Origin of the sequence: Geitlerinema sp. PCC 9228 (genome assembly GCF_001870905.1) — a bacterium.
GTDB lineage: Bacteria > Cyanobacteriota > Cyanobacteriia > Cyanobacteriales > PCC-9228 > PCC-9228.
Genome location: NZ_LNDC01000149.1, coordinates 1 through 26,566 on the forward strand (window position 1 = coordinate 1; position 26,566 = coordinate 26,566).

18 protein-coding genes and 1 pseudogene are annotated in these 26,566 nt (G+C 47.3%); 10 read left to right on the top strand and 9 right to left on the bottom strand.

Features of this window, described 5'->3' with window-relative positions; genetic code table 11:
• The 4 genes from AS151_RS16445 to glgA all read left to right on the top strand — a co-directional run.
• Positions 1 to 394: RNA-guided endonuclease TnpB family protein (locus AS151_RS16445; protein WP_139240708.1), on the top strand; the 394-nt coding region annotated here is incomplete at its 5' end.
• A gap of 24 nt (positions 395 to 418) precedes the next feature.
• The gene (locus AS151_RS16450) at positions 419 to 1,759 is read left to right on the top strand and encodes a tetratricopeptide repeat protein (RefSeq protein WP_084639650.1); all 1,341 of its coding nucleotides are present in this window, start codon (positions 419 to 421) and stop codon (positions 1,757 to 1,759) included.
• A 143-nt stretch (positions 1,760 to 1,902) separates the two neighbouring features.
• Positions 1,903 to 2,862 (top strand): hydroxymethylbilane synthase, encoded by a 960-nt coding sequence (gene hemC, locus AS151_RS16455; RefSeq protein ID WP_071518157.1) that lies wholly within the window; start codon positions 1,903 to 1,905, stop codon positions 2,860 to 2,862.
• Positions 2,863 to 2,977: 115 nt separating this feature from the next.
• Positions 2,978 to 4,420, top strand: coding sequence for a glycogen synthase GlgA (gene glgA / locus AS151_RS16460; protein ID WP_071518158.1), 1,443 nt, complete (start codon positions 2,978 to 2,980; stop codon positions 4,418 to 4,420).
• Positions 4,421 to 4,519: 99 nt separating this feature from the next.
• On the opposite strand, the gene AS151_RS16465 is transcribed toward glgA, so the two are convergent.
• Entirely contained in the window at positions 4,520 to 5,527 is a 1,008-nt protein-coding gene (locus tag AS151_RS16465) for a M23 family metallopeptidase (protein WP_244533052.1), read from the bottom strand.
• A gap of 36 nt (positions 5,528 to 5,563) precedes the next feature.
• Entirely contained in the window at positions 5,564 to 6,358 is a 795-nt protein-coding gene (locus AS151_RS16470; RefSeq protein WP_071518159.1) for a DUF2993 domain-containing protein, read from the bottom strand.
• Between the two features lie 153 nt (positions 6,359 to 6,511).
• On the opposite strand from AS151_RS16470, the gene AS151_RS16475 reads away from it, so the two are divergent.
• A complete protein-coding gene (locus tag AS151_RS16475) occupies positions 6,512 to 8,203 on the top strand; it encodes a serine/threonine-protein kinase (RefSeq protein WP_071518160.1) in 1,692 nt (563 codons plus the stop codon).
• A gap of 61 nt (positions 8,204 to 8,264) precedes the next feature.
• Positions 8,265 to 9,284: a hopanoid-associated sugar epimerase gene (gene hpnA / locus AS151_RS16480; RefSeq protein ID WP_071518161.1), complete on the top strand. Its 1,020-nt coding sequence runs from the start codon at positions 8,265 to 8,267 to the stop codon at positions 9,282 to 9,284.
• A gap of 296 nt (positions 9,285 to 9,580) precedes the next feature.
• Here hpnA and AS151_RS16485 read toward each other — a convergent pair whose 3' ends face one another.
• Positions 9,581 to 10,585: a flippase-like domain-containing protein gene (locus tag AS151_RS16485; protein ID WP_071518162.1), complete on the bottom strand. Its 1,005-nt coding sequence runs from the start codon at positions 10,583 to 10,585 to the stop codon at positions 9,581 to 9,583.
• Between the two features lie 468 nt (positions 10,586 to 11,053).
• Between AS151_RS16485 and AS151_RS16495 the strand changes: the two genes are divergently transcribed.
• On the top strand, positions 11,054 to 11,329 hold the full coding sequence (locus AS151_RS16495) for a hypothetical protein (RefSeq protein WP_071518164.1): 276 nt from the start codon (positions 11,054 to 11,056) through the stop codon (positions 11,327 to 11,329).
• 67 nt (positions 11,330 to 11,396) lie between these two features.
• Positions 11,397 to 11,852, top strand: a complete 456-nt coding sequence (locus tag AS151_RS16500) for a type II toxin-antitoxin system YhaV family toxin (RefSeq protein ID WP_071518165.1) — start codon at positions 11,397 to 11,399, stop codon at positions 11,850 to 11,852.
• Between the two features lie 412 nt (positions 11,853 to 12,264).
• On the opposite strand, the gene AS151_RS16505 is transcribed toward AS151_RS16500, so the two are convergent.
• From AS151_RS16505 to shc, 3 genes are all read right to left on the bottom strand, one after another.
• Entirely contained in the window at positions 12,265 to 13,362 is a 1,098-nt protein-coding gene (locus AS151_RS16505) for a sulfotransferase (RefSeq protein WP_071518166.1), read from the bottom strand.
• A 172-nt stretch (positions 13,363 to 13,534) separates the two neighbouring features.
• Positions 13,535 to 16,879 carry an N-6 DNA methylase gene (locus AS151_RS16510; RefSeq protein WP_211517629.1) on the bottom strand — a complete coding sequence of 1,115 codons (3,345 nt, stop codon included), beginning with the start codon at positions 16,877 to 16,879 and terminating at the stop codon, positions 13,535 to 13,537.
• Between the two features lie 222 nt (positions 16,880 to 17,101).
• Complete coding sequence (gene shc, locus AS151_RS16515) at positions 17,102 to 19,024, bottom strand: squalene--hopene cyclase (protein ID WP_071518168.1); 1,923 nt, start codon at positions 19,022 to 19,024, stop codon at positions 17,102 to 17,104.
• Between the two features lie 287 nt (positions 19,025 to 19,311).
• Between shc and AS151_RS16520 the strand changes: the two genes are divergently transcribed.
• Positions 19,312 to 21,030, top strand: coding sequence for a tetratricopeptide repeat protein (locus tag AS151_RS16520; RefSeq protein ID WP_084639652.1), 1,719 nt, complete (start codon positions 19,312 to 19,314; stop codon positions 21,028 to 21,030).
• Positions 21,031 to 21,039: 9 nt separating this feature from the next.
• Here AS151_RS16520 and recQ read toward each other — a convergent pair whose 3' ends face one another.
• Positions 21,040 to 23,202: a DNA helicase RecQ gene (recQ, locus tag AS151_RS16525; protein ID WP_071518170.1), complete on the bottom strand. Its 2,163-nt coding sequence runs from the start codon at positions 23,200 to 23,202 to the stop codon at positions 21,040 to 21,042.
• Positions 23,203 to 23,416: 214 nt separating this feature from the next.
• Here recQ and AS151_RS16530 point away from each other — a divergent pair.
• A pseudogene (locus tag AS151_RS16530) lies at positions 23,417 to 24,176 on the top strand (transposase).
• Between the two features lie 124 nt (positions 24,177 to 24,300).
• On the opposite strand, the gene AS151_RS16535 reads toward AS151_RS16530, so the two are convergent.
• On the bottom strand, positions 24,301 to 25,653 hold the full coding sequence (locus tag AS151_RS16535) for a GUN4 domain-containing protein (RefSeq protein ID WP_071518171.1): 1,353 nt from the start codon (positions 25,651 to 25,653) through the stop codon (positions 24,301 to 24,303).
• 321 nt (positions 25,654 to 25,974) lie between these two features.
• A partial coding sequence (locus AS151_RS16540; protein ID WP_139240710.1) for a GUN4 domain-containing protein occupies positions 25,975 to 26,566 on the bottom strand: 592 nt, incomplete at its 5' end.

A 26,566-nucleotide genomic window follows, 5' to 3' on the forward strand; every position in this document is an offset into this window, starting at 1 on the left:
CCACAGCCAAGTCGTTATTGAAGACCTGAACGTCTCTGGGATGATGGCCAATCACAAACTAGCCAAAGTTATTGCAGATATGGGTTTTCATGAAGCCCGCCGTCAACTGGCATATAAATGTCGGATGTATGGCTCTGAGCTAATCGTTGCAGACCGTTGGTTGGCATCGTCTAAGACTTGTTCTAGTTGCGGACGCAAGAAAGAATCGCTGTCCCTATCAGAACGGACGTTCCACTGCGAACATTGTGGAACATCCATTGACAGAGACTTAAATGCTAGTAAGAACTTAGCGAATTTGGCGGTGAGACCCACCGTGTCAGCCTGTGAAGTAGTTGACGCCGACGTTGCTACTAGGAAGCAGGAAGAAACCTTAACGTCTGTGAACGTTTGTTAGTGTTTTAGAGTCGGATGAAATGTTATGAGCGCACGTATAGGATATTGGCTGGCAGTGGGGGTTTTTGGTGCTTTCGTGGGGATGGCTGGTCGTGCTGCCACCGCCAACAACGATACCGCAGTTGTCTCGCCAGAAATTGCCCAGGCAACGGGAACCAGTTTGCTGCGCCGGGGATTGTCGCTGGTGGAAGAGGGCAAGTATGAACAAGGGGAAGAATTGCTGCGCATGGCGGTCAGGCAAAATCCCAGCAATCCTGTTGCTTACAACGCTTTGGGTCGGTCTTTAGCCGCACAAGGCAATTTGGAAGCAGCCATTGAAAACTACCAACAAGCTTTGCAGCTCAATCCCAATTATGCCCAAGCGTACAACAATTTGGGGGTTGCTTACAAACAGCAGGGAAAATTAGAAAGCGCGATCGCGACTTACGAGCAAGCATTAGAACTCAATCCCGATTTGGCAGAAGCTCATTACAATTTAGGATTGATTTATTACCAACGCGGTCAAACCCAACAAGCAAAAGAGGCTTTTGCCGAAGCTTTGGAACGGAATGCTGATTTAGCTGGAGCGCACAATAACTTAGGTATGTTGCTGCAAGCACAAGGCGAGTACGACGAAGCCATCGAATCATTCAAAGCGGCTCTAGAGCGACAACCGGATGCCTTACCAGCGAAGGTCAATTTAGGAGCGACTTACATAGCCAAATCAGAACCGGCACTCGCCATTCCGATTTTACGGGAAGCGATCGCACAGAATCCCGAAATGGCAGAAGCACACTACCACTTGGGCAATGCTTTGAAAGCACAGAAGCGCTGGCAAGAGGCTTTGCGTGCTTTCGACACTGCTATCAACCAACAACCGGAACTTGCAGGGGCTTACGCTGGGAAAGGAGATATTTTGCTAGAGCAAGACCGTTTGGCAGAAGCGATCCAAGCCTACGAAACGGCTTTAGAAATGGACCCCCAACTGCAATCAAGAATAACGCCATCACAAGCAGAAATCAATTATAAATTAGGCAAAGCCTATTCCCAGCAAGAGAACTACGAACAAGCCATAGAGAAATACCAGCGCGCTTTGCGTTTTTACCGGGGATTGGAAGCCGAACGAGGGGCAAAAATAGCTGAAGTGCACTACCAACTGGGCAAAGCTTTTCGGGAGCAGCAGCGATATGCCGAAGCGATGGAGCAGTTGGAGCAAGCCTTACAATTGCGTTCGGATTGGGTAAACGCCAAACACCAAATCGCCAAAACCCTATACCAACAGGGAAATACTGAAGAAGCGATCGCGCGCTGGCGAGAAATGATCGACGACCACCCGGATTTTGCCGATGCTTATATCGATTTGGGGCAAGCCTTGCGGGAGAGGTAGGAGCAGCCGAGGGTGGCAGATGTAATTGGTTGTTTTCTCCGATGCCCCAATATTCCCATCCCCCCATGCCATCTTCCCTTCAGCATCGCTTGGCAATACAATAAACAGATACGCGAACAAATAGAAAATTTTACACCGACAATATGTCTACAACGAGTTCTACCGTACGGATTGGTTCCCGTAAAAGCCAGCTAGCGCTCGCCCAGACCTACTGGGTGCAAGAACAACTGCAAAAACATTATGCCGATCGCACCTTTGAAGTCCACACCATGTCCACCCAGGGGGATAAAATTTTAGATGTGGCTTTGGCGAAAATTGGGGATAAGGGATTATTTACCAAAGAACTGGAACAGGGGATGCTCGATAACGAAATTGACTTTGCCGTGCATTCTCTGAAAGACTTGCCCACCCAGCTGCCAGAAGGGCTAACCATTGCCTGCATCACCAGCCGGGAAAATCCAGCGGATGCGTTGGTGGTGCACGAAAAACATCAAGACAAACAACTTGATACCTTACCCGAAGGGGCGGTTATTGGCACTTCTTCCCTGCGTCGTTTGGCACAGTTGCGCCACTATTATCCCCACTTTCACTTCAAAGATATTCGCGGCAATCTCAATACCCGACTTGCCAAACTAGACGCCGGCGACTACGATGCCATCGTGCTGGCAGCAGCGGGATTGGAACGGTTGAATATGGCCCATCGCATCCATCAAATTGTACCTGCTTCGGTGTCCTTGCATGCTGTCGGTCAGGGGGCTTTGGGAATTGAATGCCGTAGCGATCGCAGCGATATTATGGAGATCGTGCGCGCCATTGAAGACAGACCTACGGCGTGGCGCTGTTATGCCGAACGTGCCTTTTTGCGGGAACTTGAAGGGGGCTGCCAGGTTCCCATTGGGGTAAATAGCGACTTGAGGGACAATACCATTACCCTCACCGGTATGGTTGCCAGTTTGGATGGCAAACATTTGCTTAAAGATACCGTCTCCGGCGATTCTTCCCAAGCCGAAGCATTGGGCATTCAACTGGCGGAACGCCTGCGGGAGCAAGGGGCACAAGAAATTTTAGACGAAATTTTCGCCGAAGCCAGGCAAAATTCGTAAAATTGCAGGCATGGCAGTTTTCCCAGCAATTTTCTATAGAATCTGTAGAATATCTAATGACTGATAGTCGCCGAGCATTCTAATATTTGAAAGAACGTACCACCGAGATAGCAGAATGCGAATTCTATTTGTTGCTGCGGAAGTTGCTCCCCTCGCCAAAGTTGGCGGTATGGGTGACGTGGTCGCTTCCCTGCCCAAAGTTTTGCGCCAAATGGGGCACGATGTGCGGATTTTTATGCCGTTTTACGGGTTTTTGCCCGATAAAATGACGTGCCCCCAAGAACCGATTTGGCAGGGTTCGGCAATGTTCCAAGATTTCGATGTTTACGAAACCGTGCTTCCCAACTCGGAAATTCCATTATATCTGTTCGGTCATCTAGCCTTTTTGCCCCGACGGATTTACAAAGGGGAGGATGAAGACTGGCGGTTTACCTTGTTTGCCAACGGGGCGGCGGAATTTGCTTGGAACTACTGGAAACCCGATATTATTCACTGCCACGATTGGCATGCTGGGATGATTCCGGTGTGGATGCACCAGTCGCCCGATATTTGCACAGTTTTTACCATTCACAATTTAGCTTATCAAGGTCCGTGGCGCTGGCGGTTGGAACAGATGACCTGGTGCCCGTGGTATATGGAAGGTCACAATACCATGGCAGCGGCGGTGCAGTTTGCCGATCGCGTGACCACGGTATCGCCTACCTACGCCCAACAAATTCAAACCGTCGCTTACGGAGAAAGCATTGAAGGTTTGCTGTCTTTTATTAGCCAGAAACTCAGCGGCATTCTCAACGGTATTGATATGGATTGGTACAATCCTGAAATCGATACAATTTTGGCACAAACCTACAATGCCGATACGGTGGAAAAACGGGCAGCGAATAAGGTGGCATTGCAGGAAGAAGTGGGTTTGGAAGTGAACCGGGATGCGTTCCTGGTGGGGTTGGTATCGCGATTGGTGGAACAAAAAGGCATCGATTTGATTTTGCAAATTCTCGATCGCTTTTTGGCATATACCAATGCCCAGTTTGTCTTGTTGGGAACCGGCGATCGCTACTACGAAACCCAAATGTGGGAACTAGCAAGCCGCTATCAGGGGCGCATGGCAGTATATTTGCTTTACAACGATGCCCTCTCCCGGCGCATTTATGCGGGAACGGATGCGTTCTTAATGCCCAGTCGGTTTGAACCCTGCGGTATCAGCCAGATGCTAGCCATGCGTTACGGCAGTGTTCCTGTTGTCAGACGCACAGGGGGATTGGTGGATACGGTTTCCCACCATGTTCCTTCCCAGCAAGCCGGCACGGGATACTGTTTCGATCGCTACGAACCGTTGGATCTGTACACCTGCTTGATTCGTGCTTGGGAGGCGTTCCAGCACAAGGATACCTGGCGTCAGCTACAGCAACGGGGGATGCGACAGGATTTCAGTTGGAAAAAATCGGCTTTGGCGTATCACAATCTCTACCGCTCGATTTTTGATTTACCGCCCCAGGAACCTTCAGAGATTTTTGGTGCTTCTGAAGATTCCCATCCAGAATTTGTCAACGCGCCGTAGCTGCTGCGATATTTGCCCATCCCACGGGAAAGCAGTAGCAAACAAAATCTGTTCTATCTAGACTGCGAAAGTGCGGGGGCGGTTTGCGAATCGCCCCTGTTATGGTGATGCTTTGGCGTTTTGCGATGCTCTTGGCGCGAGGGCTTGCAGGTAGGATTGTGGGTCTTCGGCAACCCATCCCAAATCGGAGTTGTAGCGAATTTCAAAATGGAGGTGGGGGGCTGCGATGTCGGGTTTGCCAGTGGTGCCGACGGTGCCCAAGCGATCGCCGGCGTTGACGGTTTCTCCGGGGTTCACGGTGACGGTGTTTAGATGTGCGTAGCGGGTTTGTTTGCCTTTTTGGTGGTTGATGGCAACCAGTTTGCCGTAACTACCGCGATCGCCGACATAGGCAACTGTACCCGATCCGACCGCAAAAACTGGTGTTCCCACCTCAGCTTGCAAATCGATCCCGCTGTGAAAGGTGACCTTGCCCGATGTGGCTTGCAACTGCCAGCCGTATTTCAGCCCAATTTCCGAGGTGACGGGTAAAGGCAATTGGGAAAAGACCTCCGCGTTGAATGTGCCAGCCCCGGGGGCATCGGGAATTTCGGGCGACCAATTCACCCCAGGCACAAATACCACTTCTGGCACCTCGCCGCAGCCGTTGAGTTCGAACAATACATCGGCGCGCACGTTGTAGCGGTTGGCAAGTTCTCGCCAGTGGTATCCTTCAGGCACTTCTACGCGAATGCCATTGTAAGGGGGAATGAAAATTTCAGCACCTACAGGCATTTCCTCGGCACGCAGTTTGGGATTCAATCCCAGCAATGTAGCCGGAATCAAATCGTACTGGCGAGCGATGCTTTCTACCGTTTCTCCCGATTGGATGGTGTGGGTCTTGAGGCGGGATAAAACGGGTGTGGGGCATAAAGAAGGTGGTGGATTTTGACCCCGAACTGGGGGAGATTTCGCCACTGCAAACGTAGATAGCAAAGCAGACAGCAGCAAAATCCATTGCCAAGGGCGGTTGCCCGAGCGTTCGTGGTAGCGCATTACCCAATTGCCTATTTCTAGATTTCGATCCTGAGGGAAGTGTTCGCCGGTTTGGGCGAAAATTCGGGACATTTCCCTTTTTGGATCGTAGCATTTGGCAATGGGAATTTAGGAATGGCGGGGAAAATGGTGGATTTGGGCGTACCCGCTGAAAATCAGTTCTTTGCCGGAAGTTTCCAGACGGTTGAGGCGCATGACTACCCCATCCAGGTCAAAGCGGTCCAAATCGACCATGTTGTTTAAAATATCTGCTAGAACGTGGGTGAGTCGCTGGGAAGTTTCCTGGTGCTGTTGGGGGATCTCTGCGGCTTCAAATTGGGTATCCTGGAAGCATACACGACGCCGCCGTTCGATGCTCAGTTTGGTGAGCATTTGCACGGGTACTTCGCCGCGATCGCCCAAGTCGGCTTGGGCGCGCAGGCGTAGGGTATTCTCTGGCAACAATTCTACCTGCACGTCGGTAAAGGAAACGGGCGCACCGCCGGAAAGTTCGGTTAGGGAGGGGGTTTCCAGATTGACCAGGCGTTTTTTCACCAGGTCGGCTTCAAAGGCTTTGTTGATGCCTTCTTCCGATAAAACCACCTGCGCGATCGCTTGTGTGGGCTGTTTCAGTCGAACTTGCCCGCCTAGAATCGAACGAAAATCAATGGCTACCGCATCTGTCTCAAAACTCATGGTTTCTACGAGGAAGCGGCGGCGAATCAGCAGGCGTTTGCCGCTCATTTTGAAACTATCGATGCTTCCTTGCAAGAGCTTGCTAGAAGGATAGCAGCGCACCGCCACCTCGACTGATTCACTGGAGGTGAACAGACTGCGGATAGACTGAGTTGCAGCTTGGTTGATCAGCTGCTCTCCCCAGTCGGTTTGGGAAGAAGCTGTGGCACCAGTAACACTTCCAAACATGCAGTTCCTACTCCGAGTAATTCCTTCATACTTTGTAACAGAATATTACAAAGACGGCAACTTCGTGGGCTAGTATTTTTCCACTTGCGGTGGTTGGTGTGCTTTCCCTAATAAATGGAATTAGTATAGAGATATCGCGGAGTCGTTTTCCCCATGACCTACTGTATCAATCCCGAATGCCCGCACCCAGAAGTCAAAATTGAAGCTGACATTTGCCCCCACTGCGGTTCTTCTTTGATTCTAGCTGGTTCTTACCGACCCGTGCGACCCATTGGCGAAGGCGGGTTTGGTAAAACGTTTTTGGCGGAAGTGCTGCACGGTGAGGAAACATCAGCCGCATCGGCAGACACGACGCCCCAAGAATACTGTGCCATCAAGCAGTTTTCCCCCCAAAACCAGGGCAGTCAAAAGGCACAAAAGGCAGCGGAATTGTTTCGCCAAGAAGCGGTGCGATTGGAACTGTTGGGCAAACATCCCCAAATCCCTGAATTTATTGCCTACATGGAAGACAATGGGCGGCAGTATTTGGTGCAGGAATGGATTGAAGGCAAACTGCTTTCGGAGGCACTGACCAATAACCGACCTTTTGACGAACGCAAAATCCGGCTGCTGCTAAAAGAACTGCTACCGGTATTGCAATTTATCCACAGCCACCACGTCATTCACCGGGATATCAAACCGGAAAATATTATTTACCGTCGCCGCCGTCACGATATTCAATACCATAGCCGTTGGTGTTTGGTGGATTTTGGGGCGGCGAAATTTGCGGCAAGTGCCCGCGCTGGCGGTCGAACGGGCACGGTGATTGGTTCGGCGGCGTATACGGCACCGGAACAGTTGCGTGGGAAAGCGGTTTTTGCTAGCGATATCTACAGTTTGGGGGTGACCTGCATTCATTTGCTTACCCAAACTTCTCCTTTCGATTTGATTGACAGCGGCAGCGGTGGTTGGGTGTGGCGGGATTATTTACAAACGCCTGTTAGCGAGGATTTGGGGCATATTTTGGATAAAATGCTCTCTACCAGCGTGGGTCAGCGCTACCATTCCGCGGCACAGGTGCTGAAGGCTTTGAAATCGCCGGTTCCAGTTTGCGAGGTGGTAGCGGATCGCTCCAACCAGGTGGTTTCGCAAGCTAGTGGTGATGTTGTAGAGGAAGAAGAGGAACCAGAAGATACCTCCAGCGGTTTCAAACTCGATCCCAATCGACGCGCGGAAATTCAGCAAATTCTACAGGCGGCGGTACAAGACTATCCGGTCAGCCTACAAGTGACCCAAAGCAAGCGCCAACTAACGGTGACTGTTAACCGTTCGCCAGCGGAAAAGGTGAACTACGTGCGCGTATCGCGGCTGCTAGAGTCGGCTTTGCAGGGGCAAAATTTGTCGGGAATTCATTTGGTGAAGATTTTTGGTCGGGTAAAAAATCAGTACAAACCGGAGTGGCATCGGGTTTTTGCCCCAAACGAGGATAGCGAAAAGGTTACTTCCCACCAACAATACGATATGCGATCGCGTCAGTTCTGGCTGCAAAAATTACAGCAGCGTCAGTTCTGGATTGACATATTTATGTTTTTTATGATTCTGTTTATATTTTCTAAACGGATTGCCATCTACCATCCGGCGGTGGCGTGGTTGATTGCCGGTGGCTTTACATTTGTTAAATATCTAACCCTACGCCACAAACCACAGGTAACGGAAGAATTGTTTGTGGGTTTGGTTATATTGACGGTGGGATTAGGAATTATTAACATTCAAATTGTTATTACCGATGCCTTTGGGATTTTGCTAGCGGCGTTGGTGGTGGCTTCTCCTTTATTTTATTTGCAAGAAAATTTGCGCGGGCGCTAGGGATGGTTGAGCGTTTCCCGATTTTCCCGCTCGATTTTGGGTTGATATTTTCTTTTGATTGATGGCAAAACGATGCTTGGTAACCGGTGGTTTGGGATTTCTTGGGCAGCATGTGGTCGAATTGCTGCGTTCCTATGGTGATGAAGTACGGATTTTGGATATAGCAACCCCCCAACAGGAAATCCCGGGGGTGGAATACGTCACCGGTTCGATTACCGATGCTGGCTTGGTTCGCGAAGCCATGGAGGGGAGAGATTATGTTTTCCACCTCGCTGCCAATGCCGGTCTTTGGTCGCCACGCAAGCAAGATTTCCTGACGGTGAATCAAACGGGAACCCGCAATATTATGGAAGCGGCGATGGATGCGGGGGTAGAACGGGTGGTGCATACTTCCACCGAGTCAGTTTTAAAAAGCGATCGCTCTCGCAAAAACCAGGTTTGCGACGAATCCGTAGAACTCACCTATCAAGATATGGTAGGTGCTTACTGCAAAGGTAAGTTTTTGGCAGAACAGGAAGCACGGGAAGCTGCCAAACGGGGATTGCACGTGGTTATTGTTAATCCTAGCATTCCCATCGGTCCTGGCGATCGCAATTTAACGCCCCCTTCGCGAATGATTGTGGATTTTCTCAACGGCAAATATCCAGCTTATTTAGAAAGTGTTTTAAATGTTGTGGATGTGCGCGATGTTGCCTACGGTCACTTGCTGGCTATTGAAAATGGCAAACCTGGGGAACGCTATTTTTTGGGCAATCAAAATATCCGGTTGAGCGAGCTTTTACAGTTACTGGAACAACTAACCGGTATTCCCATGCCCGAAAGGCAAATTCCCTACTGGCTGGCATTGGTCGTAAGTGCCGTTTCGGAAACAATATCAGATACCATTACCAAGAAACCACCGACAGCTCCTCTCACAGGCGTACGTTTGGCGCGATCGCCCATCTATTTTGACAATACCAAAGCCACCACGGAACTTAACGTGAGTTTCCGACCAGTCATGTCTTCTTTAAAAGATGCGGTGAAGTGGTACCAGCAGCAGGGTTGGTTGCAGCCACGGGGGAGTGGGGAGATGGAGAAATAGGGAGCGTGGGAGTGTGGGAGCGTGGGAGCGTGGGAGCTTGGGAGCGTGGGAGCTTGGGAGCGTGGGAGCTTGGGAGCGTGGGAGCTTGGGAGCGTGGGAGCTTGGGAGCGTGGGAGCGTGGGAGCTTGGGAGCGTGGGAGCTTGGGAGATATAATTGGTTGTTTTCTCCGATGCTCCGATGCTCTGATGCTCCGATGCTCCGATGCTCCGATGCTCCCACGCCCCGATGCCCCGATGCCCCCATGCTCCGATGCTCCGACGCCCCGATGCTCCGATGCTCCGATGCTCCGATGCAACTACGATCGAACTTCCGACGATCGCAAAGCATCAATCCCCTCCGTCACCTGCCAAGCGATCGCGCCTGGTACGCCTACAACTAACTCCCGTACGCGTTTACTCAGGGAAAGTGCTAAAGCTACTGGCGTGGGTAATCCCAAAGCCGTACCAATAACCATAAAACCGGCTTCTTGCACCCCCAAACCACCAGGAATAGCAAAGGCAGCCGTGCGAATTCCCTGACCTAAGCTCTCTAAAATTATCGCTTCTACCCAACTTACAGGATGCCCTAAAAAGTACAGCGCCAGCCATACTTCTCCTGCCAACACCAATCGAAAAGCAATACGCCAGCCAGCAGCAATGACCAAACGTTTTTGGCGATCGTACATGGCATGAATGGCCGTATCCAGATTGGCTAAACTGGAAGATGCGGTGGAATTTACCCTAGGGAATTTTTTGGCGATGCGCGTGAGGATGCCAAACATGCCCAAACGCTGTACTCGATAAAATCCCCAGCTTGCCACCGTCATGATGAAAATGCCTGCAGCAATGCCCGCGATCGCTCTTTGTTGGTGTACAATATTTTGTAAGACACTTCCCTGTTTTAGTGCCAAAAACAGCATCAACCCCACAAACGTATAAAGCGCTTGGGTTATTACCTGTAGGGTTTTGTCGCCAATGACGCTGGCAAAGGCAATATCGGCGGGAAACCGGCGTTTGACCAACAAACGCACGCGCGCCAGTTCGCCACCAATTTGCGCTACCGGTAACAGCCAGTTAATAGCTAACCCCACCCAACTGGCATAGAGACTAAACCGAAATGGGGGCACTTGCCAGGGGGCAAACAAAGCTCGCCAGGAAAAGGTGGCGCACAACAGGGGAAATAGATAAAATACAGGTAGCCAAAAAATTTGCCAGCCGGCTATGGCTAAGGTTTCTGCGATCGCTTTTCCGCCTTGGGCTGCAATTAAGCTGGTGAGAAAGGCTAGTCCGAAAAATAAGCCAAATGTTGATAGTTTGCGCACAATACAGCCTTCCTAGATTCTTTGCTAGTTCGGAATAGGAAAATTGTATTGTACCAACGATAGCCTATTTTTGCGCAGCTTAGATGTTTGGGTAAAGGCGTCTTTACAAAACCTCCCCTTTTTTATGGCGAAGCGGATCGCCCTATGTCAATCTACATTATACCACAATCGAACAGTTTGTCTATCGAAAAAAAAACTGGCAGCCATACAAACTGCGGTCCAACAAAATGCTAGCAATCGCGATATAAAGGCTAAAATCTTGATTTTTCAGCAAATGAGCTGAATTTCCTTCAAAAAAATTCAATTCTCTCTATTCAGGTCTCCATCCTGGGAAAACAGCATTGCCATAATTGCTGCTTTCAGCTATACTATGCAGAGCAAACTATAAATATAGAACTAGGGGAAATTGGGAAATTGTTTTTAACAAACAATAGAATAAATTTTCCTAGGATTCGTGGAGGCAATCCAATGCTTACCTTTGACGGCTCCATTTTTTCTAACAGTCAAAATCACAATCCTTTACCTCAAAAAAGTAAGCGTAGTTTGGGGTTTGGAGCGAATACGCATTGGCAAAACGAGCGAGAAACAGACACTGAGGTTTATCCAGAAGATAAGGAACCCGATATAATGAAAAAATATCTCGATTTGTTAAAAAAAGATATTGAGGCCAATCCTGACAAACTAGTTTATCCCGATCGCAAGCAAGAAGATGAGCTAAATGAGTTGCTCCGAGATGTAGACTAGAAGCATTTTCATCGTTTCGTCAAGTTCAGTTTTTTAGGGAGACAAGAGGAGCAACTTTTTTCTAGCCGTGTCTGTTTCCAATCAAAATGAATGGTCGATTGCCTATCATCCTATTTTCCACCGACAGTACCAAGAACAAATCCAAAAAGTAAAGCAACTCGATCGAAAAACGAAAGAAGGTCAACTAAGTAGGGAAAAGTACAAGCAACATCCAGATGTTAAGCTTCTTAAAGCTCTACGTAAATGTTTTCAGGATATTTCAGCAGACCCGTTCAATTCTCGTTACAAACTTAGAAAAGAGCTAAAAGAGTATTGTCGTGTCAAAAATTTGGGACTTTCATCTCAATATAGATTATTCTTTTGGGTCGATCGTGAAAACCATATTGTGGTTATTCTTTGGCTAGGATATCCAAGGAGAAGAGGAGATAAGAAAAATGATTGCTACGAAAAATTTAAGAGAATGGTGAAGAAAGGTATTTTTATAACCAATAGCGAAGATTTATTAGATTCCGATTCTGAATGACTGAATCAAGATCGTTTTAGAAAGGAGATTTTTTATACCAACGATAGCCTATTTTTGCGCAGCTTAGATGTTTGGGTAAAGGCGTCTTTACAAAACCTCCCCTTTTTTATGGCGAAGCGCTATGTAATTTCAATTTTATCGCGATCGCAACCACTTGTCAAGATTTTCCCCATCGCTACGAAAACAAAAAAATCTGTTCGAATATCTTAGGGAACTTCCTGGTATTATAATTGGGACATACAATTTCAATTTTGTTCTTTTCAGTACGAGTATCTCGGTTATTTTCATAAAAAGCTCGACGTTGCGTATTTTCAAAAGCACACCACGACAACCCGATAGAGCAAAAATAGAAATTCTGTCGTTGCTATTCTTATTTTGCGCATCTTCGTATCTCCCAGAGATAGATTGGTTTTTATCTAGGCACTGGTGGTCGATATTGCCAACGTTCTAAAAATGGCTGCCAATAGCTTTCCACCATTTCCATGGCTGCTGGGGTCATTTCATAGGCATTTTTCTGATAGTTGCTAACCGAATCGAGATAGTTTTGGAAGTAGATTTTATCTTCTGCGAATCCATCCAGTTGCAGCGTTTGATAGATTCTTTCCAATTCCGATATGGGATTGGCTTCCAAATCTTCAAACCGAATTTCTACCAAATCTTCATTGGGTAGTTTGGCAGTTTGTTCCAGACATTGGTTCATCATACGGGAGTAGGTTTCTAAAATCCAGTTGTCGATTTCTAGATGGTGAAAATTTTGCAAAGCTAGTTCTGGAAAGAGTTTGCGGTAAAAGTTTTGCATGGAGTGAAATACGCGATAGGGATTGCGGTAAATATGGATAAATTTGGCACCGGGAAACAGTTCCCGCAACATGGAAACTCTGGCGGTATAAACGGGATTTTTAATGAGGAGGGGTTTGCGGTTTTGTTGCAGCCAGATTTTTTGAAGAAAGTAGACCAAAGTTCGCTGCCAGTTTTCGATTTCTTGGGGTTGGCAGCCGTCGAAAAAGATGCTGCGGCGGAAAATATCGTAGAAATGTTGGGGAAAATAGATGCCGTGGTAGTATGATAGGGGCGACATATTAGCGATCGCGATTTCGTCTTCTTGGGGAGAAACGGGGGTAACGGGAATGCGATCGATAAACCGTTGTTCGGGCAGCGTTTTTTCCAGCAGAGGTTGTAAAATATTTCCCAATCCCAAAATATCCCACGGCAATCCCACGGCAAGGGGAGATACGTAACCGAATTGTGGCGATTTGCTAAGAATGTTGTATAAATGCGTCGTACCGCTGCGCCAATGCCCGATAATAAAAATCGGTGCTGGCATGGTGGGTTGTTGTTGGAAGCGATAGGCAGTTGTCAGTCGTTCGATGAGAGAAAAGGGCGATCGCAGCAAAACCACACCAGCAATAGCAAAAATGCGGGCAAATTGCGTATCTTGGCTTCTACTGTAACGGGAAACTACGTGGATGAGTGTCGATAAATTGCTACCACTGAGAGGATGGAGAGACATACCGATGGTGTTATAAGTTTATAAGGAAATATATAGCACTACATAACAATTTTAGAACAATAGGTGAAGGGCAATCCAGGTTTGTCGGCTTTATTCCCAATTTAATGTCCTAAGCTTGGTTGTAGATACAGGATGCCATGACTCTAGAGAAATTAGGTTTTCCGAAGAATCATTATTTAAAACGATCTTCAGTATAGGCTTTGATAGGTCTCGATCTTACATTGTCCCAAGGATAGCGAGGTTGTAGTTGATTAAGTGGAAAATTGGAGAGTCGCTGTTCGATATGGGCTTTTTCCTCATCACGTAAGCCAAACATTTCATAAACGGCGTTGTCGATTTTATCCAATACCGCTAAAAAATCAGATTCCACTTGCTGAAAGTTAGCGATGCGCTGTCGGTATTCTTGCATCAATGTAGCGTAGTCACGAGGGATAACCAGTTTTTGGATGGTTCGCTTGGATATCGTGGTGTTCTCATCACCGATTAAAGTGAGTAACTTATAAACGAGTTCTGCGAGATCAGAATCTATTAATTCAAAAGAAAATAAATCAGCTTGAATAAAATTGCCGTTAAGCGTTAGTTCGTGAACAGTGACTTCATTGGGAGTCCAGTTAGAGAAATTTAAGCCTAAAGCGCGATCGGAAAGTTTATAGGGCTGTTGTTGTTCGATTCTGGCTTCAACTTCTGACAGTAGCCATTCATCAGGATTATTTTTGGCGACAGTCGCTAATCGGGCTAACTCATTGTAGTTATCAGTCAGTTGCTGTTCAATTTCTGGATCAAGAGTTTTGACCCAAGGAAGGGCTTCCAGGGTTCGGGGATAAATATGGGCATAATATCCTTGAATGACCCCGCTTCTCAAACGAATTGCCCAGTAAAAACGAGCTAATTTACTGTTGAGATAAGCTGTAACAGCTTCAGCAGATGGAGAATCTTTTTTAGGTAAAGTAATGATGAGAGTATCAACAGCAGCAGTAATCGAACTTCTAACTAATGTTGCTGTGGGAGCACATCCGATATTAGTTACGGCTATAAATTTTTCATGAGCGCGATCGCCCCATAAACTGAGTTTCCCATAAGGTCTTTCTCTGACTGTATCAAGATTCACCCATCCCTCTGCTTCTCCTGACCAACCTACAGCTATACTACGTCCTGCGATAACTTGAACACAATTTTCACTAGTAGCTTCAGAAGTTACTTCTGCACCTCCTCGCTGAATGCCATAGGTAAACCAAAAAGGGCGGTTATTACGGCTAAGTTGCTGAGATACGGCTTCTTTTAGTTCGACAATACTGCTATCTTGTCCATTATTTCCATTGGGATACAATTTTTTCAAAATGGGAACATCTCTTGGGTGAAGTAAGGGTAATAAATAATCTCCCCATTGACCTTCTCTGGTATTACTGGAATCGATGTTAGTTACCCTTGGATTAACTTTGGTATCAAAAAAATCTCTGTACTTTACTGTAACGGGTGATTCGTGACTTACCCCAGTCGAGGGAACATATAACTCAATTTCATCATTTTCTTTAGGAGGCGTTTTTTCAATTACAATCATTAACGGAACACGAGCCACATCCCACACTGGTTCGTCTGTAAATTCCAACCAAACTACTTTTCTGAGAGCGGCTGTTCCCTTTGGATAGAGCAATTTCCAAACTTTAGCGGCTGCTTCGGAGTTGGCATATCCGCCACTAACTACCATTCCTAAATAGCCCCCCGCTTCTAAAGACTCAGTTAAAGCGCGATAGAGAAAGACTAACCCGGTATCAGCATTTTGTCCCCAAATTTGATGCCATAGCCCCTTCATCTCCTCGTTGTATTTTACTCGCTCAGCGCGAATATAGGGCGGATTGCCAACAATATATTTCCATTGTTTGGTATCTCGTTCAATAGAACCGGGGGATAAGTATTCTTCACCCAGCAAAGGGACTAAATCGGCATCCCGAAGGAGGCTATTTAAGTTATACACTTGAATGGCAGGGGGTTCTCTAGTGGGCTGGAAACGAAGAAATGCCCAAATAAGTTGAAAGTGGCTAATAAAAGCCGCAAATGGATTGAGATCAAAGCCCCAAACCGTTTCTTGTAACTCTTGCAAAACAGCGTCTTGATCTAAGCCTCTGCTTTTCGCATCTTCTAAGCAACGATGGACATAACGCACTAAAAATGATCCGCTTCCGCAAGCAGGATCGAGCAATCTACCCGGTTCATGGCTGAATACCGTTTGGTCTAAAAGCCAGTCAACGATGGCAGGAGGGGTATAAAATTCTCCTAACCGTTTCCGTTTTGCAGGGGGTAAAAAGGATTGATATATATCGCCTAAAATTTCTTCTGATAAACCTGAGAAGTCATAAGCATTCAAGCGTAAAATTAAGCGTTGCAAGGCTTCATCAAGCATTCCATTCGTATGATATAACCAGTCAAATAGGTTATTTTCTAGGGGATCTTGATAAACTTGTCCCACATCTTCTGCAACGAGACGCACTAATGCACGAGCATCTCCTGTTAAATAATCAACAAATGCTGCCCAATCTTGCGGTCCACCGTTAGACAAACGTCGTTTTTTGGTCAATCCTAAGTCTTCAATCAGTCGTAGAAATAAAACACGAGCGAGTAACACAGCAACTGAGTCAGCAACAAAGGCTTCGCGAATTCTTTGTTGGGCTTCTTGATTATTTTTTGCACTGACTTCACGTCCATAGCGATCTTCAAATTGAGGAATAATTTCGTTAAACAGATAGCGTTCAAAGTTAAATTGATTTTTAAGACGGTTGAAAGCTCGACGCTGCGCATCTCCTGTATCGACTAAATTACGATTGATTTCCTGTTCTTTGGTTTGATATTCTTCATGTTGTTGAAGCAAAGTTGCGATCGCATTATTCCCCACTTCATTTAATTCAGAAAAGCTAGTTTGTAGGTCTTTCTGTAATTGAGAGCGAGTGTTAGCATCATCTAGCTTTAAGTAGGTATAAGGAAGTTGACCAGCAATAAAGGTTTCCCATTGTTGCGAGTGTTCTGCTTTTTCATAGGACAAGAACTGCAGCGTATTTTTTATATCCTCTAGACGAAACTCTGATAACTGTAAAGGAGATTCTAAACCTTGTATGGCTTCCCCTGTTGGCGAAACCACCCAAATATAATTCGCTGTTAAAAACAAAACATAACGAGTTAAACCATCAATATATTTACGCTTCTGACTCCATAAATTTATGCGTCCCCTTTCTGTGGTTAATTCAGCATCATCTTTTTTTAGATCCCCAACAATCCAAGGGATTTTCTCAGGTGTTAAAAGTTTGATATCGGGATAACCACCACCTGCTTTATCTTCAGTAACAACTTTATCTTTGGGATAGTCTAATAATTTGGCTAAAAAGTCTCTAACATCTGGATTATAAGATCGTTCTGGACGATCCCAACTTAGATTAAGCCATTTATGTAAAGGATTCGATTGACTTGTCATTGCATCCCTTCCCTTAGAATAATTTGTTTTAACGTTTTTAAAAAATAAAATTTCCACGATACTTCTATTACAACACACCGAGCGTATATGGTCAAGGGAAGATAATTTGTCGCAATAAATTTTTCGTGTAATATATATAATGGATTTTCTAGACCTCCTCTTCCACGAAAGTGCGATGGTTTTGAACCCAATCTTTTTTTATGCCCTCCCAAACTAGCTATCTATACGAACATACTACCTACGATTCCCTACCTCTATACTCCTATGCACTTATGCCAACTACCCAGTTCCACGATCCAAGAGAGCCTGATAATCTCCCAATACCTTCAACGGAAAATATTGGGCATACATGTGATATTTTAAATAAAAGTGACAAGGGAAACCCGTGCCGGTGAACTCTGCTTCCTGCCAGCTGCCGTCGGCTTCTTGGGTAGAAATGAGATAGTCGATGCCTCGGTCAATGGCTTCTTGTTGCCACTGATTGGTCGCTTTGCCGGCTTCCAGAAGACCGATAAGTGCCCAGGCAGTTTGCGAAGGGGTGCTGTTGCCCTGCCCTTTGAGGCTGGGGTCTTCGTAACTGCGGCAAGTTTCTCCCCAACCGCCGTCTGGGTTTTGACAGCTTAACAACCAGGAAACGCCACGGTTTATCTGGGAAGAACAAGCTTTTGGCGCGATCGCAGCTAAAGCGGCTAAGGCACCACTGGTACCATAAATATAGTTAACCCCCCAACGACCAAACCAAGAGCCGTCGGATTCTTGTTCGCGGCATAAATACGCGATCGCTTTATCGATTTGTTGCTGGGGCATGGTCATTTGGCAAATCCCCAGCATTTCCAACACCCGTGCCGTCACATCGGCGGTATTGGGGTCGATGGTGGCTTTCAAATCGCTGTAGGGCAGTTCGTTCAACCATTCCTGGTCGTTGTCGATATCAAACGCTGCCCAACCCCCTTCGCGACACTGCATGGAAGCAAGCCAGCGAACCGCTCTTTGCATTGCTACTTGCTTGTGGGTTTCGTTGGGTAATTTCACCGGATGCAGTGCCATCACCACCGTGGCAGTATCGTCTAAATCGGGATAGAAGCGATTGTCAAATTCAAACGCCCAACCGCCGGGGGTTGCCAAAGGATTCTTATACGACCAATCTCCGTAATCCAAAATTTGCTTGCCCAGCAGCCACTCGCCACCGCGAACCAATGCCGGATGGTCGGGGTTCAATCCAGAACTAATGAGCGATCGCAATGCCCAAGCTGTATCCCAAACTGGAGATATACAGGGTTGCATGCGGTAGGTCTCTTCTGTTTCGATGGCAAAGCGTTCCAGGGCATCCATACCGCGAACCACCACAGGGTCGTTTCTATCGTACTGCAAACAGCGCAGTGCCAGCAGCGAGTTGAGCATCGCCGGAATAATGCCACCCCAGTCTCCCGTGGCTTCCTGGCGTTCTAAAATCCATTTTTCTGCTTCCCGAATGCCTTCGTCGCGAAAAGGCACCAAATCCCAATCTTCGGCAAATTTAAACGCCGCATCCAACCAAACAAAAACATCGCTCCAATCAGACTTGGTAGGCAGTTGGAAGCGAACATTTTCCTTGCCTTCTGCATACAACTCGTCTAAAGAAATCGCGGGAGAAACCGGAAACACCGGCTTTTGGTCGAACACCACCAACAGCGGCACTGTGCTTCCCCTTGCCCAACTTGACATCTCGTAAATGGAAAAAGGTGCTTCTGCCGGCAGCAACATTACCCACGGCGGAATGGAAGGAATGCCACGCCAGTCGTAACAGCCAATGAGTGCCAAGTGCATTTTGGTGAAAATGCGGGTTTTGCTGATGCCGCCTTTTTCCAGAATGAAGCGACGTGCTTTTTGCATGGCGGGGTCATCTGCCGAAACCCCCAGCAGCTTCAGTGCCATGTAGGTTTCTACAGAGGTGCTGAGTTCGCCGCCATCGCCGTAATACAGTTCCCAACCGCCGCTGTCTGCTTGCATCGAACGCAGGTAATTTTCGGCTTTGCGTGCAGGGAAACGGTCTTCGGTTCCCCAAATTTTGTGCAGCAAGACGATTTCGGCGGTCATGGTGGTGTTGGCTTCCAATTCTGCCCACCAGTAGCCTTGGGGGTATTGCAAGCCCAACATATAATTTTGACTCGCTGCGATCGCGCTAGCAAGTTTGGATGGGTCTACAATATGGGATTGGGGCATAAACCATCGCTTTGGACAGGAACTTCCCCTAGAATACACCAAAATGGTTTTATTTCATAACGCGATCGCGATGTGTAACATTTGAGTGGGAGGAGGGGGAGGAGTGGGAGAGGGGGAGGAGTTTTCGGCTTTGCCTGGGGGATTTTTTGGGTCTTCGCAGTATGGATTTGGTATCACACCGGATTTGGGGGAATCACCGGAATTGGGGCAACCACGGGGGGTTGCCCCTACAAGATGTCTGCCATTTTTCGCTAAAATTGATTAGACTTAACGCTTGACCTGAATTTATGGTGAAAATGCCCACCAGCTACGTTCTGGCAACAATAGGAAAGTTTCGCGTCACGTTTGTGCCGACCCAGGTGGGGTGGGGATTTTTCTTGTCTCTGGGGATTGTGCTGTTTGTGTTGGTGCGGGGGTTGGGATACGCTCATGGTTTGGATTGTTCTAGAAACGATAGCGGTGGCGGTCAGTGTCAGGTTGAGGTGCGTCAGCTATTTTGGCGAAAAACTACGCAAGAAATTCCTTTGAGCGAGTTGGAGAAGGCGGTTTTTGAGGTGGAGCGCAAGCCGTTGGTTTGGCAGTGGAAGTGGAATTTATATAAAATCTTTCTCGAAACCAAAGATAGCAGGATGCTGTTGGTGGCCGATCGCGCTACGCCGGAGAAGAAGAAAGAGTTTGTATCCCGCACCAATGCGTTTTTACAGGATGCAGAACGTACCTCTTTGCAGATTTCTTACCAACCCCGCGATCGCTCTAGTTGGTATTGGTTGGTGCTGCCGCCAGTGATGTTTTTTGTGGAAACTATTGGCATTCAAAAGAGAAAAGCTGACGGTCAGTTTCCCATTGTATCGAAAGGCAGTTGGGCATCTTCGTCGCTGGCGAAGGCTGGTTCTAAAATTCAAGATAAATATAAGGAATACGAACAGAAGATTTTGGGATACGATCGCCAGTTGAAGAAACATCCCGATGATAGCGAGGCTTGGTGCCAGCGGGGTATTTTTTTGGATGAGTTGGGCAGGCATGAAGAAGCGATCGCGAGTTACGACCGGGCTTTGGATTTAAAACCGGGAGACAGCGAAATTTGGAATTTGCGCAGTATGGCGTTGGAGGAGTTGGGCAGATACGAGGAAGCGATTGCGGGATACGACCGGGCACTTTCCTTACAGGCAACTGATTATGAAGTTTGGAATTTGCGGGGAATGGCTTTGTTGCAGACAAAACGCTACCAAGAAGCGATCGCGAGTTTCGACCGTTCCATTGCTATTCAACCCAACTACGCCCAAAGTTGGTCCAATCGGGGGGATGCGCTTAAGGCGATGCAACGCTACGAAGATGCGATCGCGAGTTACGACCGAGCGGTGACTTTGCAATCCGACAACAGCGAAGCCTGGAAAAATCGCGGTCTGGCGTTGAAAGCTCTCAAACGCTACGAGGAAGCGATCGCGAGTTTCGACCGTTCTTTGACAATTTACAAAAAACAGAGTTATATTTGGTATAGTAAGGGGCTTCTCCTGTCCAATTATCTACAACAGCACCAAGAAGGGGCTAGGGCGTTGGACCGTTGTTTGAAGCTCAATCCCCAAAATGCAGAGGCTTGGTACTATCGCGGCAATGCAGTTTATAATTTGGGGAAATACAAGGCAGCGTTGGCGAGTTTTGACAGAGCTTTGCAACTGCGACCGGATTTCGACCGGGCTTGGAACGATCGCGGCAATGCTCTGAATCAGTTGAAACGACACCAAGAAGCGATCGCGAGTTTCAATCGTGCTTTGGAGTTGAACCCAGAACTCATTCCTGCCTGGCTCAATCGCGGTGGTACTTTATGCAATTGCTTGGGTCGCTACGAGGAGGGATTGTTGGATTTTGACCGGGCGTTGCAAATCGACCCCAATTTGCAGCCGGCATGGTACAATCGGGCGGTGGTTTTGCAGAGTTTGGGGCGTTACGAAGAAGCGAGGGCAAGTTTTGACCGGGCGGCGGAATGTATTGGGAAAAATTCTCAATAAAGATGGGGATTAACTGCTTTGTTTTGGCGATCGCTGGCTGCTATACCAAGACATCACCCAGCGAATTTCGTTATACGTATATTGATGTTGCAGGTATTCGTAAATCGGTTTCATGAAACTAACGCCCAATACATCAACAGCGTGGAGAATGGCTTTTTGACGTTCCGGGGAAATCAAGCGATTCAAATCCACATCGTAGCCAGCAGCTAGCAGTTTGGCTAAATGGTCGGCGATGGTGCTTTCTTTGAAATTGCGTTCTCGGGCAATATCTGCGACGGATAAGCCTTGGCGGTGCAATTCTAAAGTGATTTCATGGGTTGAAGAAGTATTGGGCGTGCGATTTTTGGGCTTTTGGCTGGCTTGACTTTGTTTATGGGCGCGCAAAACAGCTAAAAAGCGATCGCCGTATTTTTGGCGTTTGTATTCGCCGACGCCGGAAAGTTCCCCAAATTCTTCGGTGGTTTGGGGTTGTTTCTGAGCCATGAGTCGCAGGGTAGAGTCGGGAAAGACCATGTAGGGGGGAATGGATTCTTCCGAGGCGATGGTTTTGCGTAGCGATCGCAATTCTTGCAGCAGCCGTTCTCCCGCTTCCCTTGCCTCACTGGATTGCACGCTGGCAGCGACTTTTTCTTCTTTGGGAACCACAACAAACACCGACCGTTGCTTGCGCATAACCTCCCAACTGGCTTGATTGAGCTTTAAAACCGAATAGCCGTCGGTAGTTTCTTCTAGCAAACCCTGATGGATAAGCGATCGCGCCAACAACCGCCATTCTTCCTTGCTTTTATCCTTACCAATACCGTGCGTAGACAAGCGATCGTGACCGTTGCGGCGAACTTTTTCTTTTTTGGAACCACGCAAAACATCGATAATATGGTTGCTGCCAAACCGTTGCTTGCAGCGAGCCACACAAGAGAGAAATTTTTGGGCTTCGATGGTCCAATCTTCTACAGGTTTGGGATAGCAGCAGTTATCGCAGCCGTTGCAGTTGCCGGGGAAAGATTCGCCAAAATAACTCAGTTGGATGCTGCGGCGGCAGTCAGTTCCTTCCGCATAATCCACCACCCGCCGCAACTGCTGTCTGGCGATGCGTTGGTCGTCGGGGTCGGGTTTTTGGTCGATAAAATATTCAATGGTTTTGATGTCGCGATAGCTATAAAATAACGTACAGCGGGCAGGTTCGCCGTCTCTGCCAGCTCTGCCGGATTCCTGGTAGTAGCTTTCCAGATTTCTGGGAAGGTTGTAGTGAATCACGAACCGCACATCGGGTTTGTCGATACCCATGCCAAAGGCAACAGTGGCGACAATAACGCTAATTTCGTCGCGGATGAAGCGGGTTTGGTTTTGGCGGCGGTCTTCGTCGGTCATGCCGGCGTGGTAAGGTAAAGCAGAAATGCCATCGTTACGCAATTGTTCCGCCAGTTCGTCTACTTGGCGGCGGCTGAGGCAGTAGACAATACCGGAACCCCCTTCTTGGCGAATAATTTGCAGGAGTTCGTTGTAGGAGTTGCGGTTTTGGTGGCGAACTTCGTAGTATAGATTGGGACGGTTGAAGCTGGCAACGTGGACTTGCGGGTTTTGTAAGGTGAGCTGTTGGCTAATGTCTTGGCGTACCCGTGGCGTGGCGGTAGCGGTGAGTGCCATAATGGGTACTTGGGGATACCGCTGGCGCAAAATTTGCAGTTGGCGGTATTCGGGTCGAAAGTCGTGACCCCAGGCGGAGATGCAGTGAGCTTCGTCGATGACAAAGCCGGCGATACCGATTTCGTGTTGGATGAGGTCGAGGAATTGCAGGAAGGGTTCGCCAACGAGTCGTTCTGGGGCCATGTAGAGGAGTTTGACTTTTTTTTCTAGGATGGCTTGCTCTCGCGATCGCTGGGCGGTTCGGCTGAGGGTACTATTGAGGAAGGTGGCGGGAATGCCGTTGTTGCGCAAGGATTCCACTTGGTCTTGCATTAAGGCGATGAGGGGGGAGACGACCACGGTCAATCCGGATTTGAGTAGGGCTGGTAGCTGGAAGCACAAGGATTTTCCCCCGCCGGTGGGCATGATAACCACCACATCTTGGTTGGCGAGGGCGTTTTCGACGATTTCCTGTTGCAGGGGTCGAAAGCGATCGTACCCAAAGTACCGTTTGAGGGCTTTTTCCAGGGCGTATCCGGTGGCTGGCAATGCGCTTCTCCCAGAATCTCATCTAAATATTGTACAGGGATTTTTGGGGAGAACCAAATTTTATTGGCGATAAGTATGGTAGGATGGTTGGTAGTGTGGGGGGTTTCGTGTTTAAAATATCGCGATCGTTTTTAAAAACCATCGATAATGTTTGGCAATGGTATTGGTTGGGATGGGAAATTTATAGGTAAATGATGTTTGCTCTTCGGTACCCATGCCACGCCAACTATATCCCGCAGGCTACTGCTACCATATCACAATTCGCTGCAACAATCGCGAATTTCGCCTCACCCACCACGAATGCCGTCAAGTGTTGCTTTACGCTATTAAAAAAGCCTTGAGCAAATTTGGGTTTCGGTTGTACGCCCTTTGCATCATGTCCAACCATATCCACTATCTGCTAGAACCGCAACAGCCAGAAGACTTACCCAAAATCATGCACTGGTTGAACTGGTACACCGCCATGTGTTTCAATCGTATGCTCAATCGCTGCGGACATTTGGTGGGAAAAACGATACCATAGTGTAGGTTTTGCCAAAAGCGATAGACGACGGGCATTAAATACGCTACGCTACATCCATGCCAATCCCAAAGCTGCCGGAGCAATGCAATGGGGATTTTTCTACGATTTTAGCAATTATGGCAGCTACGACCGACTCAGCGACGACGGTTTAACTCAATGGCATCCGGCGTTTTTGAGTTTGGGAAACAGTTTGGATGAGTGTGCCAGGAAATATCGCGGTTTTTGTCAAAAGTACCAGCCCAAACCCAAGCCAGAGAGGAAAAACCACTGGGGAAGCAAGTTGCTACCCAAGATTATTAAGAAAAAAGGCAAGAAACCACCTCGCGGTCAAATGGCTTTATGGGAAAAGTGGGAAGCCAACCATCCTGAAATTCAAGCGGTGGCGAAACAGTTTGTGGTGGCGAATAGTTACAACCCGGAAATAGCGGTTTTACAGTTTGATGACTGGTAGTGTAGCTCCCCCACCTGACTTCCACGAATCGTGGGGTGTCAGGTATCGAATTGAGGAAATGCCCATGAATACGTAAAAAATCCCTTTAAAACAATTCTTTACATGAAGCTGTATCCCTTATATGTTACAGTTTACAAGTCTCTGCGCGAGAGAAGAGCAGCCAGGTGCCCACACACCAATAAACCGAAAAACTCCGAAACAACAAAGAAATTCTTACCGGGAGGTGCCCCTCGGGGGTATTCTCAAGCCACTCACCTTCCCCCCACTCCCCCAAATTCTCTACATCCCTCGGGGGTATTCTACAATCCCGGGGACGCTCAGTATTCACGTACATACCAGCATAAGCCAACCACTCTCCATCGTCTCTCCAGCCTACAGTATCACCAAATTTTATCACTATATCGACGTCAAATTCCCTCGTACCACCCAACTTTTGATAAATTTCCTTTTGAACGCTAAAGCCAAATTTACCGTTACTTGATTTCACCCACAAACGGTCGATGGTTCGCAAATCTTCACAGGGAAAATTATCTATATCCTCTTCACGCAAAAAATCATCCTCGATATGAGCAACCTTCTTCATCGCCTTTTCCGTTTCTATATCGGCTTCCCGCCACTTTTGATTCGCCAGCAAATCCCGCAATCGCGTATAATCGTATCCCACCGCACTTTCTAGGGAAACTTCATAAACTGGATTTTGCGGATTTTGCGGCTTTTGATTTTGAGATTCCAGTTTTTTACTGACCCCAGCATTTTCTTGCTTTAACTTAGCTATTTCTTGCTGTAGCTGCTGGTATTGTTCGGTCGTTTCTTGTTGGCTACGTTGATTTTCTTGCAAAAACTCCCGCAATTGGTCAATATCTTGTTGCTGCGTTTTCTGAGATTGCTCTTGGGCTTTGAATTGACCTGTTAATTCCACATTCTCTTGCTGTAATGCTGTGACCTGCTGTTGGATTTGTTGTTGCGATTGGTCTTGAGATTCAAACTTTTTAGCAAGCTGAGCGTCTTCCTGCTGCAATTCAGCAATTGCTTGTTTGACTTCTTGGTATTGTTCGCTCGTTTCTTCTTGTTGCTTGCGCTGACTTTCTTGCCAAGACTCTCGCAACTGGTCAATATCTTGCTGCTGTACTTTTTGAGATTGATTTTGTGATTCTACCTTACCCGCTAGTTCGGAAAGCTCTTGCTGTAAGTTCTTAATTTGCTGCTGTATCCGTTCGTTGTTTTTTGCTTCTTGCTGCTGTTTCTCGTATTTTTGCTGCAACTGCTGAAAGTTTTGGGAAAGTTCCTGTTGTTGTTGTTGCAGTTGTTCGTACTGCTGCCAAATTTCCTTTTCCCAAGCCTCTCTTTGAGATAGAACTTCTAGAGACCATGGGGAACTTTCGTCCAACGTAGGCGTAACTGGAAACGGATAGCCACAGTTACTACAGACTTGCTGGTCTTGGGAGCATTCTTGCTGGCAGATTCGACAGGTTTCCATGAGAGCAACCGCTAGTTCGCTAGAATAACTCTAAAATAACATAACTTGGAGCCAGCATAAAGAAATTGTCTCGCGGTCAAATGGAATCTTGGGAGAGTTACCGAAACCAACCATCCCAAAAGCGAAACAGTTTGTGGTGGCGAATCGTTACAACCCGGAAATAGCGGTTTTACAGTTTGATGAGGGGGTAGCGTAGCCACCCCACGACTTCCACGAATCGTGGGGTGTCAGGTATCGAATTGAGGAAATGCCCATGAATACGTAAAAAAATCCTTGTAAAACAATTCTTTACATGAAGCTGTATCCCTTATATGTTACAGTTTACAAGTCTCTGCGCGAGAGAAGAGCCATATACCTCTTCAATTCCATCCAATTCCTTAAATCTCTCACAAGGCCGGGGAGGTGCCCCCCCGGGGTATTATCCCTCAGGGGACGACGCCAGTTCAATTCATCATAATCTTTCCATTTATTTAACCATCGTCTGTTATCTCTCCAGCCTACAGTATCACCAAATTTTCTCCAGATTTTTTCGGGGTCAAATGTCATCGTACCACCCAACTTTTGATAAATTTCCTTTTGAACGCTAAAGCCAAATTTACCGTTACTAAATTTCAGCCACAAACGGTCGATGGTTCGCAAATCTTCGGGAAAATGATCTATATCCTCTACACGCAAAAAATCATCCCTACCAGCAACAGTGAACATCGCCTTTGCCGTTTCTTCATCAGCTGCCTTCCACTTTTGATTCGCCAGCAAATCCCGCAATTTCGTATAATCGTATCCCACCGCAGAACGAAGTTCCACTGCCGGTTGCAAATCCCGTAACACCTCACCAGCCGACTGATAGCGTTTTTTGACAGCAACCACCAGCATGTTGTCTAAAATATCGCCCAATTGTTTCTCAATCGGCGTA

Excerpts from the sequence above, each read along its gene's own strand:
- AS151_RS16450 (WP_084639650.1), top strand. The coding sequence starts at position 419 with ATGAGCGCACGTATAGGATATTGGCTGGCAGTGGGGGTTTTTGGTGCT.
- hemC (WP_071518157.1), top strand. The coding sequence starts at position 1,903 with ATGTCTACAACGAGTTCTACCGTACGGATTGGTTCCCGTAAAAGCCAG.
- glgA (WP_071518158.1), top strand. The coding sequence starts at position 2,978 with ATGCGAATTCTATTTGTTGCTGCGGAAGTTGCTCCCCTCGCCAAAGTT.
- AS151_RS16465 (WP_244533052.1), bottom strand. The coding sequence starts at position 5,527 with ATGTCCCGAATTTTCGCCCAAACCGGCGAACACTTCCCTCAGGATCGA.
- AS151_RS16470 (WP_071518159.1), bottom strand. The coding sequence starts at position 6,358 with ATGTTTGGAAGTGTTACTGGTGCCACAGCTTCTTCCCAAACCGACTGG.
- AS151_RS16475 (WP_071518160.1), top strand. The coding sequence starts at position 6,512 with ATGACCTACTGTATCAATCCCGAATGCCCGCACCCAGAAGTCAAAATT.
- hpnA (WP_071518161.1), top strand. The coding sequence starts at position 8,265 with ATGGCAAAACGATGCTTGGTAACCGGTGGTTTGGGATTTCTTGGGCAG.
- AS151_RS16495 (WP_071518164.1), top strand. The coding sequence starts at position 11,054 with ATGCTTACCTTTGACGGCTCCATTTTTTCTAACAGTCAAAATCACAAT.
- AS151_RS16505 (WP_071518166.1), bottom strand. The coding sequence starts at position 13,362 with ATGTCTCTCCATCCTCTCAGTGGTAGCAATTTATCGACACTCATCCAC.
- shc (WP_071518168.1), bottom strand. The coding sequence starts at position 19,024 with ATGCCCCAATCCCATATTGTAGACCCATCCAAACTTGCTAGCGCGATC.
- AS151_RS16520 (WP_084639652.1), top strand. The coding sequence starts at position 19,312 with ATGGTGAAAATGCCCACCAGCTACGTTCTGGCAACAATAGGAAAGTTT.
- AS151_RS16535 (WP_071518171.1), bottom strand. The coding sequence starts at position 25,653 with ATGGAAACCTGTCGAATCTGCCAGCAAGAATGCTCCCAAGACCAGCAA.